This window comes from Cellvibrio sp. QJXJ (assembly GCF_024452345.1).
In the GTDB taxonomy this organism is placed as follows: domain Bacteria; phylum Pseudomonadota; class Gammaproteobacteria; order Pseudomonadales; family Cellvibrionaceae; genus Cellvibrio.
Window position 1 is genome coordinate 26020 of sequence record NZ_CP101664.1, and the last position, 15531, is coordinate 41550.

Annotated in this window: 15 protein-coding genes; 1 reads left to right on the top strand and 14 read right to left on the bottom strand. The window is 41.2% G+C overall.

The window, feature by feature from the left end; translation table 11 throughout:
* Positions 1-4: 4 nt before the first annotated feature.
* Genes NNX04_RS21960 through NNX04_RS21985 form a run of 6 tightly spaced genes read right to left on the bottom strand, consistent with a single transcriptional unit; the run spans position 5 to position 5111 of the window.
* On the bottom strand, positions 5-1606 hold the full coding sequence (locus NNX04_RS21960; protein WP_261948566.1) for a hypothetical protein: 1602 nt from the start codon (positions 1604-1606) through the stop codon (positions 5-7).
* 41 nt (positions 1607-1647) lie between these two features.
* Entirely contained in the window at positions 1648-1779 is a 132-nt protein-coding gene (locus NNX04_RS21965; RefSeq protein ID WP_261948567.1) for a hypothetical protein, read from the bottom strand.
* A complete protein-coding gene (locus NNX04_RS21970) occupies positions 1769-2947 on the bottom strand; it encodes a hypothetical protein (protein WP_261948568.1) in 1179 nt (392 codons plus the stop codon). The genes NNX04_RS21965 and NNX04_RS21970 overlap by 11 nt, the downstream gene beginning before the upstream one ends.
* Complete coding sequence (locus tag NNX04_RS21975; protein WP_261948569.1) at positions 2937-4028, bottom strand: hypothetical protein; 1092 nt, start codon at positions 4026-4028, stop codon at positions 2937-2939. Before NNX04_RS21975 ends, NNX04_RS21970 begins: the two co-directional genes overlap by 11 nt.
* A complete protein-coding gene (locus NNX04_RS21980) occupies positions 4025-4612 on the bottom strand; it encodes a hypothetical protein (RefSeq protein ID WP_261948570.1) in 588 nt (195 codons plus the stop codon). The genes NNX04_RS21975 and NNX04_RS21980 overlap by 4 nt, the downstream gene beginning before the upstream one ends.
* A 16-nt stretch (positions 4613-4628) precedes the next feature.
* Complete coding sequence (locus tag NNX04_RS21985; RefSeq protein WP_261948571.1) at positions 4629-5111, bottom strand: hypothetical protein; 483 nt, start codon at positions 5109-5111, stop codon at positions 4629-4631.
* Positions 5112-5247: 136 nt separating this feature from the next.
* Between NNX04_RS21985 and NNX04_RS21990 the strand changes: the two genes are divergently transcribed.
* The gene (locus NNX04_RS21990; protein ID WP_261948572.1) at positions 5248-7953 is read left to right on the top strand and encodes a DotA/TraY family protein; all 2706 of its coding nucleotides are present in this window, start codon (positions 5248-5250) and stop codon (positions 7951-7953) included.
* 19 nt (positions 7954-7972) lie between these two features.
* Here the strand turns inward: NNX04_RS21990 and NNX04_RS21995 are convergent, their stop codons facing one another.
* From NNX04_RS21995 to NNX04_RS22030, 8 genes are all read right to left on the bottom strand, one after another.
* Positions 7973-8701 (bottom strand): hypothetical protein, encoded by a 729-nt coding sequence (locus tag NNX04_RS21995; protein ID WP_261948573.1) that lies wholly within the window; start codon positions 8699-8701, stop codon positions 7973-7975.
* A 78-nt stretch (positions 8702-8779) separates the two neighbouring features.
* Positions 8780-9313, bottom strand: coding sequence for a hypothetical protein (locus NNX04_RS22000; RefSeq protein WP_261948574.1), 534 nt, complete (start codon positions 9311-9313; stop codon positions 8780-8782).
* Between the two features lie 244 nt (positions 9314-9557).
* Positions 9558-10337 (bottom strand): hypothetical protein, encoded by a 780-nt coding sequence (locus NNX04_RS22005; protein ID WP_261948575.1) that lies wholly within the window; start codon positions 10335-10337, stop codon positions 9558-9560.
* Positions 10337-10906 carry a hypothetical protein gene (locus tag NNX04_RS22010; RefSeq protein WP_261948576.1) on the bottom strand — a complete coding sequence of 190 codons (570 nt, stop codon included), beginning with the start codon at positions 10904-10906 and terminating at the stop codon, positions 10337-10339. The genes NNX04_RS22005 and NNX04_RS22010 overlap by 1 nt, the downstream gene beginning before the upstream one ends.
* A 9-nt stretch (positions 10907-10915) precedes the next feature.
* A complete protein-coding gene (gene parM, locus NNX04_RS22015) occupies positions 10916-12034 on the bottom strand; it encodes a ParM/StbA family protein (protein WP_261948577.1) in 1119 nt (372 codons plus the stop codon).
* 328 nt (positions 12035-12362) lie between these two features.
* Positions 12363-13541 (bottom strand): type IV pilus twitching motility protein PilT, encoded by a 1179-nt coding sequence (locus NNX04_RS22020; RefSeq protein WP_261948578.1) that lies wholly within the window; start codon positions 13539-13541, stop codon positions 12363-12365.
* Complete coding sequence (locus NNX04_RS22025) at positions 13538-14440, bottom strand: type IV secretion system DotC family protein (RefSeq protein WP_261948579.1); 903 nt, start codon at positions 14438-14440, stop codon at positions 13538-13540. The genes NNX04_RS22020 and NNX04_RS22025 overlap by 4 nt, the downstream gene beginning before the upstream one ends.
* 2 nt (positions 14441-14442) lie before the next feature.
* Positions 14443-14937, bottom strand: a complete 495-nt coding sequence (locus NNX04_RS22030; protein WP_261948580.1) for a DotD/TraH family lipoprotein — start codon at positions 14935-14937, stop codon at positions 14443-14445.
* Between the last annotated feature and the right edge of the window lie 594 nt (positions 14938-15531).

Below are 15531 nucleotides of genomic sequence, written 5' to 3' on the forward strand. Positions count from 1 at the left end.
ACTCTTAACGTGATTGAGACAGTGATTTGGTGCTATCTTGGCCCTGCTCATTAGTAGCTGACTGGCCGAATAGCTTTTTAACAAGCTTCATTAGTTTTTCGATCATTTCATCGAGTTTTCTTTTTCTTTCCTCTGCCTCTGTTTGTGATACTTCAGGGATATTTTGATCTTTCTGAACATCTGATAACTGTTTTAACAATTCATCTTCTGGAGAACGTTTTTCCATCCATTCATGGACTGGTTCAACGAATTGTTTTGCAATATCTTTTTCGTCCCAGCCTCTCTCTTGCGCCATGGTTGTGAGTGATTCAAGGGTATCATTCAAACGTTGATACTCATTCGCAACAAAATCCATCTCATTGGATGCATCAGGAATTATGTTACTTGAATTTAATAAAGCTACAGCCATTGCCTTTTCAGTTGGATTCGAGCTCGTTGCACTTGTTATTGCAGCCCCTGCATTAACCCCAGGCGCAACTTCTAATAATGAAAGCCTGCCTTTCGGATACCCATCTTCAATACCTTTCATAATCGAAACTAGAGCATTTCGTTTGCCTTCTAATTTCTTATCCGAGATTAGCTTGATATCTCGCTCAACAGACGTTGAATCATGCTTATCTATTGCATTAGACATGCGAGTTTTGATATCGATCACATTGCTAGATTGAGGGAGCCCTACTAATGACTCTCTCATTTTTCCAGTCATTAAACCTTTCTTGCTTTTTAATAATGAAATCGAAGTAGATATACCCGAACCAAGCCTTTTAGCTGCATGAGAATTGTAAATTGCTTTTGCAGAATCAGTAGAAACTGTGTCAATACCCTTTACAAGCTTTCCAGATAGATTTAAAACATTTCCTGTAAGCGATAAAGCACCACTAACAAGATGTTTAGCAGCTTGGCCTAACGATGGTTCATTGCCACCACTATGACCATTGGCAACACGGTTATAACCATCGTGGTAAATTTCGTGATCTTCGGCGATGCGGTTCTTCAATGGTTGAGTATCTTTATCTTTGCCGCTTGTATCTGGTACGGAACTTTCTATAAGAGTTTCATCATTTTCTAATGCTGGCTGTTTTGTATCGTCAATCTCAAGTAGATTTTCATTTTCAAAACTGGCGTCATCAAATTCTGTAAATTTCAAATCTGGAGCTGGAATTTCTATCGATTCAAACCTATTATTTGAATTATTTTCAGAGGTATTTGAAGCCGACTCATTAATATCATATCCGAACTCTGAAAGTAGATTTACATCATGTGAAGATATCGGATTGTGATCGTTTCCGTCCATTCCAAATGCAGAAAGTAAATCATCATGCATAGGTGTTTGATTGATGTTTGATGCATTTTCGGAAATATCAGTATAGTCATCTAAATTAAATGAATTTTCACCTTTTAATGAGCTAAAACGCCATTCCTTTAACTGTTCAAGTTCATAGATTTCATTTAAATCAATTGTATTTCCTTCATCAATAAAATTAATTAGAAAGCTTCTTAATTCCTGATCTTGTGCATCTTCCGATAATGACGACTTTAGGAATTGTTCGAAATCCTGACGAACCTCTTCATCGAGAAGTTCCAGGTTCTTAATATTAATGTCCATTATTAACTCCCAAACTGTTGTAGGGTTAAATGCTAGTAAAACTAGTTTGAAGTTGACGTTTCAAACTTTTCAATAAGGTTTTCGTACTCTTTATATAACTCTTGATCTTCAGGCTGACCTTTGGAAAAATCTCTCAAAAGGTCTTCATTTTCTGTTGAATAACTAACGCTCATTATTGCTCCTGTTAATTGTATTTTGTGAAAGTGACATAGATTCGTACCCATAACTACCACTGAATTTTTCGTCAGTCATTGCGCCTAGTTTTGCGCCTTCCATTTGCAAATTATATGAGCCAGTTTCTAGTAACAATATATCGAGAATATTGCTTATCGCTTCATTAGCAGCGATTGAATTCTTTAACTCTCGATCGCCGCTGGTAACAATGTCAACCATACCTTCAGTTGAACTATAACTGTCCAAAACTTGTGCCTTTAGAAATTGAAAAAATGATATTGAGCCTGAATCAGTTTTAAATTCACTTCGCAATGCAAGATCCCATGCAAGAAACTCACTAGCAATTTTCGATCTTGCACGGATAGATGAATATCCAATATCTGATGAAATGTATGCGTCCGCATCGCGCATACCACTTTGAATCCCGTGTGGTACTGCAATAAAGCGCTGGTAACTCAGTGCTTCATCAAAATCATTCTCATTGACAATTTCTGATTTAAAATCGATTTCCTCAGATGCCTTTATAAGACTTATCATTTTAAATTGCGTATCAATCTGTTCATTCTCAATGAAAATCGATTTTAAAAACGCATCTTTCCTTTCAATGACTGCAGATACTAGGAATGCTATATCAGCAAATTCAGATCCATCACCTTTAAATTTATCGAATGCAGACCTGCTAATCACTTTTGCATATTGCGCATTTGAAAGTTGCTTTGTTGAATGCGATACATTTTCCAATCCAAAGTTTTCGCTGGCGACTTCGTTTTGTTTTGCTACATGACTTGATTTTTGAATACTTTCTACACTTTGCTGCAGTCCTTCGTAAAGTCGTGATTCCACAATTGAATTAACAGCAAGGGTACCTGTAATTGATTCAGAATCTGCAATTAAGGCCGAAACAATATTGTTCCTATAATTTGTTATTGACTGTACTTCAGCATTAACACCAAGCTCAATTGTTTGGTCCATTGTGGTATGTAGTGTAGAGAGCGAGTCGAATGCAGTTGATGTTGCAGTTTTTATTGCCGGTAAAGATGTATTTACGCACAGAGCGCAAACCATATAATTGCAAGGGCATGTTTGCGTAACTGCAGATAGCGGCATTATTCCTAACATTGCTCCAACTAATGACAGTATTGGTTTCTTAAATTTTTTAGTTCTCATTAGTTGACCTTTTTATCTTTGAGCTGGCATCCGTTTGTGCCTGAGCAGATTGTAGTTGGCTTAATGCTCTCTCATTTATAAATCCCAGTTGGCTAGCATTTATTCGCGCGATAGCCATTTGTGTTTCCAATTGTTCAAGTTTGATACGGTTACTCAACCCTACCCTGCGAGATATTGAACGTTGAAGTCCTGCGCCAGTATTAGAAGAATCCTGGATATTTGCATCCTGCCCTGAAGATTGCTCGACGGCTTTCCACATATCACCAATGATTGATATAGCTTCTGTCCCATCCTGAGCAGCATTTTCAGATTTTGGTATCGTTCTTTTGGCGATCTGATTTGAAAGCTCTTGACTTGCATTACTGGCCCTAATCCAAGCACTCATCATTTGTTCCGCACTTTTTGAGCCCCCACCCCCAGTGGTTGACTGATTTAAAAGCACATCTGGACTGACCGGGAAAGAGCGCTCCCCACTGACTACGCTGGCTTGTTCCATTGCAATTTTTGCCTCTTCCTCTGTAAAACTTGCTGAAGACAAATTAATTGCATTAGCAGTATATGGATCTACTATTTGTGTCCTATTTTCTTCCATTCTTTCTTCAATCTGTCTCTGGCTGTTTAACTGTATTAAAGTTTCAACTATTTCCTTTGCATCCTGTCTGGCTCCTGTGCGGCTATAGTCTTCGCACAATTCGGCTGGTATGTTCTCTGGTCCATATGTCTCTGCAACTTTCTGATTTGTTTCTGCGATTAACTTGCTTTTTTCTAGTTGCTCCAAACTACCTTTAAATCCTTCCATCAATCTTGATTGAATTTCTGCATTTTTTGCTAATTCAATTGTTACGCTGTTTGATGATGCCGTGATTGCTGAAACGATTGAATCACCTGTTTGCATTAGTGCACTTGAAGTTGATGTGTAGTTTTGAGCAATTTGGTTAGTAGTTGAGGTAATTGAATTGCCTGCGCTGGCTATTGATTGAGTAACAGACGTTCCGTATTCACCAACATCCTGACAAATAGTGCATGAAAATGCGCTTTGCGCACACACGGCTGTAAGCGCGACAAGGAGTTTTATTTTCATTGGTTAAACCAATCAGACCAAGCTTTGTCGCCTGTTCCGCCAGTGTTTGATTGAGTTTGATTCCTAGTACCTCCAGAAGCTCCTGTATCAACTGATCCTCCAACTTGATCACCTTCACCAACATTATGAGAGCCTGCATCAATATCAGCTTCTAGGTCTAACCCTCCACACTCCTGTACATTAAGGGATTCAAATCCGGCACTACCATCTACGCTAATGCCAAGGGCTGCGTTACACGTTAGAAGCTTATTACCTGCTTCAATTGCCTGACTTCCAGCTTCACATGCAAGAGATCGTAATGCTTCTATTGCTTCTTCTTTGGCTCTTTTAAGTGCCTCACCGGTAAGACTTGGAATGCCTGAAAAAAAGTTGAAATCAAAGCTCTGAATATCTGATAGGCATGTTTTGTTTTTTAGTGGCTCTCCTGCTGATATTTGTTCAGCTGCTTTGTTTCCTACGGCACGCTGAGCAACAGCTTTTTTTGTTGCCGCTTCAACTAAGCCTGGGCACTTTACGCTAGCCGGTACATTCGTGCCGTTCGCATAACTGTACGTACTGATCATAAATGCTGTGATCGCTGACATTAGAGCAACTGTTAATCTATTTTGACCCACGCGCTAAGCCCTCCAAAACGATTTTTAATGCCAAACAGTTTTCTCTTGAAAAGATGTAGTTTGTTACCTGCTCTCTGGCCAAATGGAAATAAAGCCGCTCTCTGACTAACTTGCCGTAAATCTGTAACGGTTCTTGGTTAATGACTCGTTGGTACAGATGCCCATATATATCGGGCTGGTTGTCCACTAGCTCCTTAATGAACCAGAATGCCCCGGCGTTAGGCGAAAAAGAGAGGATAATTAATAGAGTTTCTAAGTGTGAATCGTAAGAATCGGGATTTGTCGATATTCGAGCAGCGATGACTTCAATCCGTTCATAAACCTTTGATAACAGTTGAATCATCCCCTTTGTGATGCTCTCTTCCGCGCTATGCCCAAGATTTTCATGATCATCCATCCGGTTTATTACTTCCTGAGTATCAGGATCTAGTGAACGCCAAAATGCCGAATAATCGGTTTCGTTACTCATATAACCATCACCACAATAAAAAGTAATATTTTTGACAAAATTGCATAACCAATTGATTGTGAACGCCAGATGGCGAATGTTGTACAATCGTAGCATAATCCCAAAACGCAAACACCAACCAGATCAGACAGTAATCATGATTAATCAAAGAAATCAATTGCTTAAAGCATACCTTTCTCGCTTCATATTTATCTCTGTCTTATTAATGTTTCCATTAAGTGCCTTTTCACAAAACAATGGAAATGACAATGCTTCTGATGGCTTAACCAATACCGAATCACACGCTGTTGACTCTCAAGGGCCGGATTATTTAAATCCCGTTTCAGATACTGCAGACCTGAACTTGCTTGCTGGTATTTTTGGCAATATCGCTAGAGCCGCAGCAGGCCAAATCGACATTGCTGATATAGCAATTGCAAATGCTGGAGATGGAAGCCAATCTACCGACAACATTATGTCATCGATAATGCATATCTATCTTTTGGGGATTTTGGGTATCACGGTGATGGTTATTGTTTTTCTAATCGCTTTAATGACTATTCAGTCGGGTAAAGAGGGGAAAATATTAACTGAGCGATACAATGAGTGGGTTGCTATAAGAACATTATATTCAGTCATTGCAATGTCACCAATCCTTGGGGGTTGGTCAATTGGACAATATGCAATTTTAAACGGTACTTTTTTTGTTAATTCTTTTACAAACGAAATGAATCATGCTTCATCCAGGTGGGTATTTGCTAGGGGCACAACTAACTCGATTGATCTAGATCCGTTTGAATATAGAAAAATTATAGAAACGGTATATTTGAATGAAATATGTGCGCAGATTAATAATAAGTCTGTTACAGAATTTGCTGCTCTTCATACCAATTTTATTGACCAGCAGATGGGAAGGATTGCAAGCGGAAATCTATCTGAAGCAACCCAAGCTGGTATCAACAAAAGTATTGACTGGCTCCTATTTAAATCAAATCAAAACATGGTGCCTGAAAACACTATATCCGTTAGACAGGATTTTGAATCATCTGACCGAAATTCGTCCCGATTTACTTGGGGTGCTCCGGCTATGGGTGAGAATGTTTGCGGCGAAGTTAGTATAGATTTTAGTGCAATGGGCCAAGCCGGCCTTTCAATCGGCGCTGATACTTACTTTAATGCACATAGAGATGCAATGCTGAATTTAACTGAATATGTGAAATCCCAAATTTCAAATGTTTCAAATTTAATAACCGCTATTGAACAAGAGATTCCTATCGATCAAAAAGAACAACGAGAATCAAGACTAGCATTAGAAGCCAGCCGAAACGATTCGTTTGCTGCATTTGCCTTCGCTTTCGATGGCTTAGCCAAGCATGATGTTTATGCTGTTGACCGTGTTTATGCAGAAGCAGTAGGCATATATCGAGGCCAAGTTTCCGAAATATTCCGTGCTGACACTCAAAGATATGCTGATCTTTTTGATCAACTGCTAAATGAAGTAGCTCGGATGCAGCGAGAAGGAAGCCCGGCTGATTATCAAGCTTTATTTGAAGGGAATAATCCACAAATATTCGATCCAAAATTCGAGGGAATGATTGGCCCTGAAGTTATGGCAATGGTAAACAACACAAGAAAAGGTTGGGTTTTCGCAGGATATAAATGGTGGGATCTATCTAAAGCACAAACCACACAGATTGCTCTTCAATCACACTCGCCTACTGCTTTGCCTTATACAAACTTTATGACTGGTATTAGCAATTCTGCTCGCGCTGAAATTGATTCATTCACTCAAATATATCGGTCTGCGAAGGCAACAAGATCTTTCAAGGATTACTCTATTTCTGTTAACGGCGAAACTCACAAACCAAATCCAATATCAGCAGATGCCTTAATGAGTTATGCGTCAATGGTTGACGGTAAGTCTGCCATTACACAGTATAAAATTGAACTTGGCCCATGGATTACTAAAGCATTAACAGCTGGGGCTTTCGATGATTTTTCTTCCACAGATCTTTTAACTAATCTCCAAGGTGCTGGGCATAAATATCTTGTGATTGCAGAATCTATGCTAATCACTGTTGGCACTCTCAATGTTATTTCATCCGTGATGAAAGAAGGAGGTGGATGGACTGCGCAGCTAGTCACTCTAGGTGCATCGAAAAACCTTGGGGTAGCTGGTGCAGCAGTGATTGAGCAGCTTATGAAGTCTATGTTTTGGTTAGCAGGAATATTTTTAGCTGCCGGTTTTCTTTATGCGATCTACTTACCACTCCTACCTGCAATGATTTGGACATTTGCGATTATTGGTTGGCTCGAAAAACTCATCAGTCTAGTTATTATTTTTCCAGTTTGGATGCTTGGGCACGTTATCCCAGAGGGAGATGGACTTGTAAACGGCGTTGCAAGGCAGGGTTATGTACTAACGGCAAATGTTCTCCTGCGCCCCCCGGTAATGCACCTAGCGCTTCATTGCGCAATGGCTGCATTAGGTGCAGTAGGGTTTTTAATTTCACACATCGTTGAAGTGTTTATGCCAAGTGCAAATAGTAATTACAACACCGGGATTGCCATTGGTCTTGGCGGATTTATTGTTTTAAGTGGATTTCTAGTTGTTATTAGCCATATGATTTTAGCTTGGATTTATAAAGTTCCTGATGAGCTTCCCCATTATTTAGGTGGGGGCGGATCAAATTTTGGCGAAGGAGAAAGTAAAGGTCATCTGAATGCGATAGCTGGAATTGTAAGCTCTCACTCCCAGTCTGTTCCAGGTCAATTAACAGGTAAAGATGAAGGGAAAAACGGTAAAAAGAAGCATACAAATGGAAGGAAACAAAGCCCTAAATTTGGGTCGATGGGAGCATAAAAAAACCCGCTCGCGCGGGTTAAAATATACGTGAATTGAAACGCAGGTGGCTCATATACTTTGAATCTTCTTCATAGTTTATAGAGCCCTCGTTTGAAAAGACTTTGTTGTCGAGAAGATATTGACTAACGTACACGGTGCTTAGCATATCGGGAGTAGATGATGCCAAATGCTCTCTAGCCCTTGTTGATGAATGCCCAAATGAGTACGCGTAAATATTTTTTGGAATCCATATATCGTCATCACCCACAGTGAAAGCAACACTAACAGCAAATTCCATCATTGATGGGTAGTCTGACTTATCCTTTGCAACATAAACCTTCATAATTACTTCTCGCATATTTGGAGAGGATTTTTTCTCTTTAGTCTCCATATACCTTGCATACATAATCGGCAGATTTTTGTCTTTTATTTCCTCAAATAAATTTATTCTCCGCGAAACTTTGCCATTTACAGTGTTAAATGTACGAAGTTCTTGTGTGCCCGCATATTCTATTGGTAATCCTTCTACGCTGGTCTTTCCCCATGAATACAGTGCGCCTGGAACCAGTTTTAGAACCATCTCTTTAGCGTCATTCTCTTTGGAGGCATTTGGTTTTTCCCATGAATATTCAGGTTCAAAAAATTCTGCCACCGCATTAACTGCAGGCGCCACATGATTGCTAAACACGTTGCCCGCAAACTTAGTTGCATGAAGACCTAGAAACACTCCGAATACAACAACAAGAAAACTAACTACCTTAAACATAAATTCACCATTTACTATTTCCCAGCACACATAGTATCGCAACCATCAAAATAAGTAAACCCCTGTAGTGGTTGACTCTTATATTAATTTTTTCTTTTTCCAGTTGTAATACGACTGCTTAGATATACCCATTTCATGGCATGCCTTTGCAACACCCAATCCACTTACTTTACTGACCAACAACCGCAAAAACGCTTCGTCAGGTAACTTCCAGTTGCTGGGGTTAATTCCCTCTGCCATTTTCTCCTGATAACTTCCAACAGACTTTGTTTGCCGCGCTGAGCGCAATGTATTTATCGCGGCCGCCGCACAGCACAGAGCCTTATAAGCATCCCCTTCTGCCCCCTTCAACTCGATCCCCTCTTTCACGAAGAGCACAGTATTTCCATTTACCAATAACTTATTAACTACACTCCACCCTTTATCCCAATCTATAACCCGGTCTCCAATTTCAGATATCGTGCCCAGGTCATCGATGTATATCACCCCGGACACCAGACCGATATTTGTTGGCAACTCATCGGCTTCGCACCCTCCCTTACTAAATACCCGATCACCCATTCTTTTTTTTGCGTCGCACTTTCGCGGGTGCCTCGTAATATACGCATTCATTGACAAACCCTTTTAGTAAATCATTGCAGTGATTTACCATCATATTTTCAATTTATGTGACTGTCACGCTAATTTCGCTTATTTATACTTGTACGTTACCATCGCGGCAGTATCACGTTACTATCGCTAATACGTCTGAAATATAACGCACCACTATCATGATGGTAACGTGCCTCTCGGTTGCAGTTTCTATTATCAAAAAAAAACGCCCAATGGGCGTTTTTCTGACTCCTGATTTTGTAATTTAATTCGACCTACGAACCTTCATAATATTGCCATCAATCAGCATGTATCCTTCGGCTCCTACTTCCACATTTGTTCCCATTACTTCTATTTTGGGGGACTCTGCTTCTGCGGATGCAAATCGCATATCGTTCTTATTGACCAATACCCAGCGCTCATTCCAATTAATATCAAACTTATAATCATATTGGACGCCAATTTTGTAGAGCGTTGCCACCCAATTTTCATTTACTGATTGCCAACTTACCTTAACGTTTTCGCCAATGCTTTGGTGGACATAAACTTTCCAGTCCAGTGGAATCAATGTATTAAATGATGCTGCCAGGTTAGCGTCAAATGCTTGCGACGATCGCGCAGGCAGAGAGGCAGGAACTAACCCGATATGAGTTATCACTTTTTTAGTGAGATCCACAGAAAGCTTATAGTCCTTGTTTACTTGGGCAACCTGTTGGTCCCGGCGCTTTCTCTCTTCATCTAACCTTTTGAGCCGTGCAACTTCTGCTTGCTCTTTGTCTAATGCCCTTTTCTGCTCATCAAGCTCTTTTTTGGCCTTTTCCTGCTCCGCTTCAATCTCTAAAGCGCTCACAGTGCGAATATCTGCTTTTTCCTGTTTGTGCTTAATCTCCATTTCTGAAATCTGAGTTTCGTATGAATTCTGAATTTCTTTTACATTTTGAACATTCAGTTCATTTGGGTTGTTTTCTGCATAAACAACCCGGACTTCAGATTTCACCGGTAACGTTATAAATAAAGTAATCGCCAAACTTATTAGTTTTTTCATTATCTCATACTCATCAGGCCTGAAATTGGGGTTGTTTTACTAGTCGCTGCAACGCCACGCTGGCTTGTATTTGAGCTTGCTGGTTCTTCAGTTATTGCCGGTGGTGCAGGCATAACCTTTTCAGGCTCCGGCTTTTGTGAGACGGCCTTTTGCGCCTGACTGGCAGGCGCGGCAGGCTGAGCTGGAACAACCGGCTCAAATGGAGTGTCATTTGGCTTGGATGGTGAAACTTGTTGCGGCTCTACATGTGAAACTTGTAAAACGCTCCTGGGCATTAGGCTGTACCCCGAGTTTGACAGCGCCACCTCAGCAAATTGCCGTTTGATATCAAGAACCGTATCGATCTGATTTTTGGAGTAGTTTTCTTGGTGTACTCTCCAAAGCCCTAGCAACACATTATCGAGGCCAAGGATTTTTAGTAACTCCCCAGCCTCAAGTGTTGAGAGCAATAATGCTCTTTTTTCATCACGCTGCGTTTTGCCGAGTCGTTTGAATAAAATATCCAAAATCGGCCCATGGGAGCGCTTACGATCAACACTCCCGAGGTATAGGTATTTGGACGTGCTCATGATCAGTGATTACCCTACTGTTACTGGTTCTTGGGTGCCGGAAGTCCGCTTTAATATTGCATCGCGTATCGGATCGATGTTGTCTAAGCTAGCGAATTTCAAATAACCGCGTGCATTTGCACCATCCGGGTTTTCTACCATTTTTACTTCAGGGTACTGCTCTCTGATCATTGATTCGCATAGCGCAGCTCCGCCACCAAAACAGACCATTTCGCGCAATGAAGGGTAAAGCTTGCGAATGTCGCCTGCGGCGTTAAATATTTCCTTCAGAACTGATGAAATCGCTGTATTCCATTCTTTTGTGAAATCTTCCAGTTTTCCAAACAATGTTGCCTGTTTTGTCATCAAGGCTTCGTCCAGACTAATGCTGTCAAGAGCCATATCCAATTTTGACTCAATCATTCTGCGCAGGGTGTCACGCATATTGCTCACACCAAAATTTATTGTATGAATTTTTGCAATGTCATTACCCGGCAGAATGATGGCCATATCTGTAGTTCTACCCCCGATATCAAGTACCATGCGGACAACGTCAAAACTCATGCCTTCACGGAACTTTCCATCGTTACCAATCAAATAATCCGCTAAGCCTGCGATTGCCTCCGGGAATACGCCATGAAATACGATATTCGCGCTTGGAGTATTCCCTACACCAACTGTTACAGGTGTCATTATATTTTCGCGTTTAGCATCGATCAGCCGTTGATTTACTTCTCCGAGTACGGGCATGTAGGTGGTTAGGGGCAAGCCTGTCACTACAGCTACATCTTGGCCGCCAGTAATACCAATTTTGGATAGTGCCGCATGAACCAAAAATCGATTTAGCGGCTTTTTTGGAAAGTCGTCTGAACGCGTATCTTCGTGATCCATCGTGTCACGTATGGTGTAAACATCATCGCCGGATGAATAAAGCCCAACACCTTCCATGCTCATGCTGATTGCATGACGGCCACGCTTTCCGCGCGATTTAATTTTGTCTTCTAAAATAGTCAACACACCATTTTCCATTGCCCAATGCGCTGTATTAGTTTGGTCAAAACCATCATCAATGGCGATCAATGGGCACGGCAGGCCAAATCCAACCTGAGCGTTGTATTCACCGATATTTACTTCTTTAAAATATGACATATAAGCTCCTGTGCTTAATTAGATGCCTGCTAGAAAACGTCTCTTGTTTGTGTCTTGTGAATAAATTGCGCGATGTCTACCGATTGATAGCCGCCTCCATCGCCTGAATAAACCGCCAATGGAATGCCCTAGCAACCTAGCCAAAATTAAAAAGCAGATTAAGCCAATAATTCCGAAAAAAAGTTTCTTGCTTGGGAAGTAGATCAAAAGAAAGAACGTATAAATTATCTCCCCCTGCACGCCACAAATTTGAGGATGTAAAGCGGTGTAATACCACTTAATACCAGAAGCCCATTTGGATTCGCTCATTAATCAATCCTGGTTTGAATTATTGCTCAGTCGCTTTATCGAGTTGATATGTACGAACAATATTGTTGTAGTTGCTTTCGCTTAACTTACCGGCATTAAATGCTTCTTTCGCGGAGTCGATGTACCACTGACCACTGGCGTCCATTAGGTCATTCATTTTTCTTGTTACAGCGGCAACACCACCGGTTTTTAGTGCGTCAGTTAATGCAATTCGATCATTGCCAGTCAGACAGATGTATTCGATGATCGCTACCATGCCCCCCAATTCAGATGGAAATAGCCTCTGAAATACAAAAGTTCTGCTTGATTCAATAAAAGTAGCCAGTGTTGCTTCCATCTTGTCCGGGTTTAGTTTCTGCGCTACACGCACAAACACACTGGTTACTGAATTGGCATGAATTGTTGAATAAAGAGCATGACCTGTTTGCGAGGCTTCAATTGCAATAAGCATTGATTCCTCATCGCGCATTTCGCCGGTCATGAGTACATCGGGGTTTTCGCGTAATGCGGCTCTCATTGCGAGCTGAAATGAATCAACGTTCCTGCCTACTTCGCAATGCGTCAAATAGCCTGTTTTGTTTGGTAGGGCGTGATGATTGAATTCCACTGGATCTTCAATGGTTACTACAACTTTGCCGTCTGGATGGTACAAAACGCTTTTTAAGCATGCTGCAAGTGTTGTGGTTTTACCTGAACCTGTCGGGCCACTAAATAGCACCATGCCTGACTCGGGGAATAGACCCTCAATGAGTGGTTGGGGTAGGCCTAGACTTTCTATGTCCCTTGATGCTTCCTCTGTCGGACGCAACACCAAACTGAATTCCTCATTGCTGTATCCTGTTTGTACTGACTTTGCATTACAACGGAAACGCAACACCTGAGCACTTTCTGTTAAATCGTTTGACTCTTTAGACGCAGTTGCCAAGCGTATTCTGTGCGACCAACCTTGGGGCTGCCCTTTGAGAATTAATGCTTTCCTGACAGCAGATACCATTTCATCCATCAAAGCGTCCATTGAGGCCTTTGATATCACGTTATTGGTAACACTTACTAAGCGCCCCCTGTAACGCACCATAACCGGGTACTCTGGCTGTAAAAAAAAGTCACTAACTTTTCCATGAAGTTCACTAAAAATTAAGTCGAAATCATTTAAAGTTGCTTTTGCAGGTAGAGGGTAGGTGCTCAATTCATTACTCATTCTTGGCCCCCCTGCTCTATCCCACCTTCACCCAGGGTTTCCCATTTTTCGTGATGCTGGAATGTTGGGGTGCGCGCTATGGTTAGAATTTCATCGCCAACGTTAAGGGTTTTGCCATCACCGCTGATCATTACACCAAAGGATTTGTTGGTAACTTTTGGCGGGGAAATCAGGCCTTTATTTACTAGGTCGATGTATAGCAACATGCCGCTATAATCTCGGCGCAGCAAATTCAGATTTGCGTTAAATTCTTTGTTTGCCTGTCTGACTCCCAGCTTCCAGCCATCTAAAACTGCTGACTGCCAAACCTCAACTTCATCGGTTTTCTTTGCAGGTAGGCCTAAACGATTTACAGGATAATTATCGTCCAGCTTTTGATATAGGTAATTCAAGTAAGAGGGTGGGCTTGGAACCAGCTCAGCTTCGGATGCAATACGGAACCCCTGCCTAATAACTCTAATACTTCCGTCTTCCAGTTTTTCGACATGCCCCTTTATTTCTTCTACTCGCGGAGGCAGATAAACACCATCAATCATTACTTGTTCAAAATTGAAAGTGGTTTCCAGCATATTACTCATGCTGCGCAACCACGAGTTGATCTTCTCTTGGCGCCAGCGGCGCCCTTTATATATTCCGCTTTCAAAGCCCACTTCTTTGATGCTTTGAAGGCGCAGTCCTTTTGCTCCGCCACCGTTGGTCTTTTCAATTTCCTCATCTACAGATGTGATACTTTCATTTAAGAGTGCAGTGAGCTCTGGAACATCAACAATTTTTTGATCACGCATCCCGCTTGTCGGTAAAGCCTCAAATGATGCAGGCGCCTGTTCTAGTGCTCTATTCGAGGAACAGCCCTGTATGACTGAGGACACCAAAACAGCTAGTGCTAATTTTTTGATCATACTTAAAACCCTTCGTATATGATTTGCAGGGTTTTACTTTTCATATCCATGACGACCGTGCCCCGGCTACCAGCCTGAATGCCAGCGTCATACACGTACTCCCCAATTGTTCTGTATTCTTCTATGAATACGATTGGGATACCTCTAACCGGTTTATTGCCAGCGGGTTTTATATAGTCGTAACCTGAAAGGCTAGCGAGTTTACGCACGAGATTTTCAATTTCGCCCTGATACCCTCCGGGGAATGCCATAACCCGAGAAAGGGACGCATCCAAGCGCTGAACATCCAACGTCTGCTTACGGTCTTTGAATTTGATACTACTAAGGCGGTCTGTAACTCCCCAGCGTCTTTGAATATCTGTTGTTGAATTAACAAGATTTTGAAAGCTCTCATCATCTGCATTTTCAAGCATCACGGCATTTTGACGTTTACTTGTACTGCATGCCGTAACTCCACACACGAGAGCCATGCATAAAATCAACTGCGAAGTTTTCAATTTGTGTAATCCCACTGTGATTTTAAAGATTGTAGGATCTTACATTAATATGCAAATCTTGAAAACCTCAGCGATCGTCGCTCCTTATATTTCATACCGCCTCAAAACCCAATAATCACGCGGGTTTTGAGCACTTTCAACAAACACGATGGTAACGCGATATCAGAATGTTTCTATCGTTGTGGTCATTCCATATCCAAGCATGCGTTGTAGGTATGGTCTTAATCACAGATTTTGCGATCATTTAAATCCCCGCCTTAGCTATAACCCGCATGAATAAAGGGTTTTGGCTTAACGTTACCAACGCGATAACAGTATGTAACTAAGCCAATACCAATGCATTAGAAGCTAAATATCCATTTCCCTTAATAAAATTATGTGGCCTACAGGTTTTAAATAAAATCCATACATTTTATATGCCATGAAACCCGCATGGATAAAGGGTTTTGGTCTGCCATTACTATCACGATACCAACGCGATACAAGTACGTTTATTTCGCGTTGTCTGCAGAATTGCAGTGTTTTCTTTCTGTTTATCGATAGTGGGATTATACTAATAATCCACTCTGAGAATCATATGTAAACCACTCTGAG